This window comes from Nitrospirota bacterium (assembly GCA_016214385.1).
Lineage (GTDB): Bacteria > Nitrospirota > Thermodesulfovibrionia > UBA6902 > JACROP01 > JACROP01.
Window position 1 is genome coordinate 1 of record JACROP010000092.1, and the last position, 5,034, is coordinate 5,034.

Sequence of the window (5,034 nt, forward strand, 5' to 3'; positions counted from 1 at the left end):
CTGGCATTTAACCCTGTCCCTTATTTGTTAGAAGAAAACCCTGATACAGAGTTCCCTGTCTCAATGGTAACTGGCAATATAATGCAGCACTCAGGCGCACTCTCAGTTATGTCAAAGAGTCTGAGCCATGTCTTAGCAGATGCCTTTCTTCAGATAAACAAAGTAGATGCGGAAAAATACAGGGTTCATGACGACAGTTTTGTAAAAGTCACATCAAGAAGGGGCTCGGTATATCTCAAGGCCAGAATCTCTGAGGAGGTCCTGGAAGGCATAGTATTTGTCCCTGTGCATTTCCCACATGCAAGGGTAAATATACTGACCCGTTTATCTATAAATGGAGAGTCTCCAACTATTGCTGTAAGAATCGAGGCCGTCAGGTAGTTTGTTGGATTCTTGTCCAGCTTTTTAGCCGGGGTTAGGAAACCCTAATAAAAAAAGCTTGAAATGTTTTTATTAATTAAAGTAAATTAGACAGGTTTAATTGAAAATTCTCAACAGAATTATATTTAAGGAAGGGATTTTGAGGAATGTTGGGAAGCAGATATAAAAAATTTATCTATTCAGCAGCATTAATCGCACCGCTTTCATTTCTTTTGTTCTCTTATGCAGAACCGGCAGAACGCGATATTCCGAAATTCTTTGTTCCACCGCCTCCTTTTTCCGAAGGAATTTTCCCATGCTCACAGTGCCATAAATATATGCCTGTTAACAGAAAACAGAGAAAACTTGAGCAATTTCACACGGATATTGTTTTAAAACACATGCCTGGGGGATGGTGTTTTGACTGCCATAATCCAGATGACAGGGACAAATTAAGACTTGCCAATGGCAAGTTAGTAAGCTTTGAGGAGTCATATTATATCTGTGGTCAATGCCATGGCGTAGTATTCCGCGACTGGAAGACAGGGTTACACGGCAAGAGGACAGGGATGTGGGATGGGAAAAAACAATATTTACTCTGTGTCCACTGCCACTGGCCACATGAACCGAGGTTTAAACCAATCCAGCCTTTGCCTCCTCCAGTAAAGCCAACGGATATTAAATGAAAATGCAAAATTTAAATTTAACAATTCAAAATAGAGGATGGAGGATTAGGGGTTAACAATATGTCAAAGAGAACACGTAGTAATCCATTAGGCATTAAGCTTGACAGAAGAGCCTTTCTAAAAGGTGCTGCCCTCGGCCTGGCTGGCACAGCACTGCCTCTTAATAAAGCAGACGCCTCTTTCTGGGAGGCGTTTTTTCAGAAGCACTTCAGGGAAATGAACGAGACCGAGATAAAGAAGGTCATTGAGCGTCTCGAGAAGGAATATGGGCAGAAGTATAAAAAAGAGATTGAAGTAGGCAATGAGAAAGCTATTCCAGGAGTCTTATTCGGCTATGGGCTTGACCTTTCGAGGTGTATCGGCTGTAGAAGGTGTGTCTATGCCTGCGTAAAAGAGAACAATCAGTCCAGAGACCCTCAGATACACTGGATCTCTGTTCTTCGGTTTAAAAAGGGCGAAAAATGGATTGACCTTGAAAATTCTGAAAGATACTACAATCCGGCACAGGTGCCTGAGCCAGGGTATTTCTACATGCCTGTCCAATGTCAGCAGTGCGAGAATCCACCATGTGTGAGGGCCTGCCCAACACAGGCAACATGGAAGGAACCTGATGGCATAGTAGTGATAGACTACAACTGGTGTATAGGATGCAGATACTGTATGGCTGCATGTCCATACGGGGCAAGACATTTCAACTGGGCAGAGCCGAACGTACCGCAAGAGGAGTTAAATCCAGAGACACATTATCTTGGAAACCGCCCACGCTATAGGGGAACAGTTGAGAAATGCACATTCTGCATACAGAGGACAAGGAATGGAAAATACCCTGCATGTGTAGAAATATGCCCTGTTGGTGCAAGAAAGTTCGGAAATTTACTTGACCCGAATAGTGAGATTAGATATGCCATTGAACACAAGAGGGTCTTCAGACTCAAAGAGGATTTAAATACATATCCCAAGTTTTATTACTTCTTCGCTTATGGATTATAGGAGGGGTAGATGGCTCATATAGTAAGAATAGTAAAAAATTTTTTTATAGCTCTACGACAGGTTACCATAGGGAATAAGAAATACTATTGCTGGCTTGCCTTCCTGTCATTCTTTATCCTCATGGGAGTGAGCGCATACATTGACCAGTTAAACAGAGGTCTTATAACAACCGCCATGAGGGATCAGGTCTCGTGGGGTTTATACATCTCAAACTTCACATTCCTCGTTGGTGTTGCAGCAGCGGCTGTATTACTCATAATCCCTGCTTATCTCTACAATTTTAAACCCATAAAGGAAATAGCATTATTTGGGGAAATGCTCGCTATAACTGCAATCACCATGTGTATACTCTTTATAATGGTTGATCTCGGTCAGCCAACACGGGTATGGCATATCCTGCCTGCTATAGGGGCAATGAACTTCCCAGCATCCCTTTTAGCGTGGGATGTACTGGTATTGAATGGTTATCTTGCCATCAATCTAATCATAGTCTTTTATGTCTTATACAGACTTTCCCTTGGAAAGGAATACAAAATGTCTGTGGTCTGGCCTTTAATAATACTTTCCATACCCATGGCTGTCAGTATACATACTGTAACCGCATTCCTCTATAACGGTTTATCAGCCCGGCCATTCTGGAATGCATCAATCCTTGCCCCAAGATTTCTTGCATCGGCATTCTGCTCCGGCCCTGCCCTGATGCTCATTCTCTTTCAGATTATCAGAAAGCTATCGGAAGTGGAGATAGAAAACCGTGCAATCTTCAAGATTGCAGAATTGATTGCCTATGCCATGGGCATAAATCTATTCCTGCTCGGGGCAGAGGTATTCAAGGAGTTCTATTCAGGCAGCATACATTCAGAACCCATCAAGTATCTTTATTTTGGCCTGCATGGAAAGGCAAAGTTTGTACCATGGATGTGGACAGCCACTTTATTTAATATTACAGCGTTCTTACTTTTCTTATTCCCGAAGACCCGCGAGAACTTCGTTACACTCAATATAGGGTGCGCCCTTATAATTATGGGTATTTATGTGGAAAAAGGCATGGGACTTATAATCCCTGGTTTTGTCCCCGATACCCTCGGAGAGATTTATGAATACACACCTACCATGTCTGAGATAATCATAACAATGGGTGTATGGGCAGCGGGTGCGATGCTGTATACTTTACTACTTAAATTTGCTGTTCCTGTATATACTGGACGTCTCAGGTTTGAGCTAAAGAAAGAAAAATCGGAGATTCGTTCCGAAGATGTGACTGCAGGGTCAGAAGTTTAGAGGTTAACAATTTGAAACTATATTTTTTTTAGTTTTATTCCCTTAAGAATATCCATCTCGGGGTCTTTATGAACAAGCGTAGTTCCTGTTTTTTGGGCTGTGGCTGCAATCCATGCATCAGCTACAGAAAGAGAATTGGTTGCCTTTATGGCAGCGGCTCTTAAAAGTAAGTCTTCATCCTGAGTAACTTCCTTAACCGGCAGATTCCTTAGCATTATATAAGCTTTTTTCCCTTTTTCTTCATTGGAAAGTTTCCATGTTCTGTAAAGGATTTCCATATAACTCATAAAAGAGACATAAACTGTTATCTCTTGTTTTTTAGCCTTAGAAAGAATAAGCGATATCTCCTCTTTACCTTTTTCTCCTAAAAAATAAGCCATAATTGCTGAGGTGTCTAAGGTATATGATTCTTTCATATTTATCCCTTCTTAGATTCCTCTTTCCTTTCTTTTTGTCTGTCCTCGATAAACTTTTTGAACTCAAGGCTTCCCTTCAAAGCACCTTCAAATGCCTTAACAGTATCTTTTGGTATAGGAATTACTTTAATTACATTACCCTCTACTACCCATTCGATTTTAGAGTCGGCATTTAGATGAAATTTTTTTCTTATTTTAGCCGGTACAACCGTCTGCCCTCTTTCAGTTAAGGTGGTTCGCATATTTTACCTCCGTATAAATAAATTTGCTTTTTATTAATTTTACAATACAATTAGTCATTTAGCAAATTTTTTTAAATTTTACAAGATAAAAAAATACGAAATACAGGAAATACGGGTCAGGCTTGACAGCCTGTTGAAAAACTCTAAAATAACCATAAGTGTCATTCCCGCATGTTTTTAGCGGGAATCCAGAGTCTTGTAAATTCAAGAGATTCTGGATTCCGAAATACGGAAATACGTACGGAAATACGGGTCAGGCTTGACTATTGACATTTGTCCTCACATTTTTTTTTAAAACTTGGATTAGCTTCTCGGTCTCTTCCTTCAGATCAGCCTTCTCTTTCAGATGCCTTGAAATCATTGCCGGGTCTTTATGAATATATCCGGCTATATCCTTCCCTTTATGACCATACTCATCGGCTACGAGGCAGAGCACCTTCCTGCATAAAGATATTTCCCTGTCCTTCCCTTTTTCCCTCATCTGTTTACGCGTTATGCCATATGTCTTTTCTATGACCATTGCTATTTGTGATAATGTGTATTCTTTTTCTCTTCTTTTATGCCCTATATCTGCATTACATTTTTCCATAATTTTATCTGCAAACTCCTCTTCTCCAAGTATCCTCTGGTCTATTGTCAGGTATATGTCTTCCTTCTTTACAGGTATGCCCTCGCTTATGAATGCCGTATAAAGCTTTCTTGCCTTTGACTTGTCATCCGAAAACATCCTTAATACCTGATCTTCATCAATTATGTCGTTTTTGTCGGATCTTCTAACATAGCTCTGATGACTGCTCCATCGATACTCATCAGGGCTCTTAACAATCTTCGCCCTTACAGGGTTAAGATGTATATATTTTACAAGCGCCAACAGATACTTATCCTTATCACAGAGTATTGCCTTATATCTGCCCTGAAACAAATGGCCTGAGGTATTGTACTTTCTGTTGAAATATACTGTATAGCTCTGGTTAATGCCCTGAAGTATCTTTGAAAGGGGCGTTTTCCGGGTTTCAATCAGAAGATGCACGTGGTTATTCATTAGGACATATACATAGA

General features: G+C 40.5%; 7 protein-coding genes. 4 read left to right on the top strand and 3 right to left on the bottom strand.

Going from position 1 to position 5,034, the window contains the following annotated elements:
* The 4 genes from HZC12_05670 to nrfD all read left to right on the top strand — a co-directional run.
* A partial coding sequence (locus HZC12_05670; GenBank protein ID MBI5026206.1) for a hypothetical protein occupies positions 1 to 381 on the top strand: 381 nt, incomplete at its 5' end.
* Positions 382 to 527: 146 nt separating this feature from the next.
* Positions 528 to 1,046 carry a hypothetical protein gene (locus HZC12_05675; protein MBI5026207.1) on the top strand — a complete coding sequence of 173 codons (519 nt, stop codon included), beginning with the start codon at positions 528 to 530 and terminating at the stop codon, positions 1,044 to 1,046.
* A 60-nt stretch (positions 1,047 to 1,106) separates the two neighbouring features.
* Positions 1,107 to 2,036 (top strand): 4Fe-4S dicluster domain-containing protein, encoded by a 930-nt coding sequence (locus HZC12_05680; GenBank protein ID MBI5026208.1) that lies wholly within the window; start codon positions 1,107 to 1,109, stop codon positions 2,034 to 2,036.
* Positions 2,037 to 2,045: 9 nt separating this feature from the next.
* On the top strand, positions 2,046 to 3,317 hold the full coding sequence (gene nrfD / locus HZC12_05685) for a polysulfide reductase NrfD (GenBank protein ID MBI5026209.1): 1,272 nt from the start codon (positions 2,046 to 2,048) through the stop codon (positions 3,315 to 3,317).
* Between the two features lie 17 nt (positions 3,318 to 3,334).
* Here the strand turns inward: nrfD and HZC12_05690 are convergent, their stop codons facing one another.
* The 3 genes from HZC12_05690 to HZC12_05700 form a co-directional block, all read right to left on the bottom strand.
* Positions 3,335 to 3,733, bottom strand: coding sequence for a PIN domain-containing protein (locus tag HZC12_05690; protein MBI5026210.1), 399 nt, complete (start codon positions 3,731 to 3,733; stop codon positions 3,335 to 3,337).
* A 2-nt stretch (positions 3,734 to 3,735) separates the two neighbouring features.
* On the bottom strand, positions 3,736 to 3,975 hold the full coding sequence (locus HZC12_05695; protein MBI5026211.1) for an AbrB/MazE/SpoVT family DNA-binding domain-containing protein: 240 nt from the start codon (positions 3,973 to 3,975) through the stop codon (positions 3,736 to 3,738).
* Between the two features lie 253 nt (positions 3,976 to 4,228).
* On the bottom strand, positions 4,229 to 5,034 hold an 806-nt coding region (locus tag HZC12_05700), incomplete at its 5' end, for a transposase (protein ID MBI5026212.1).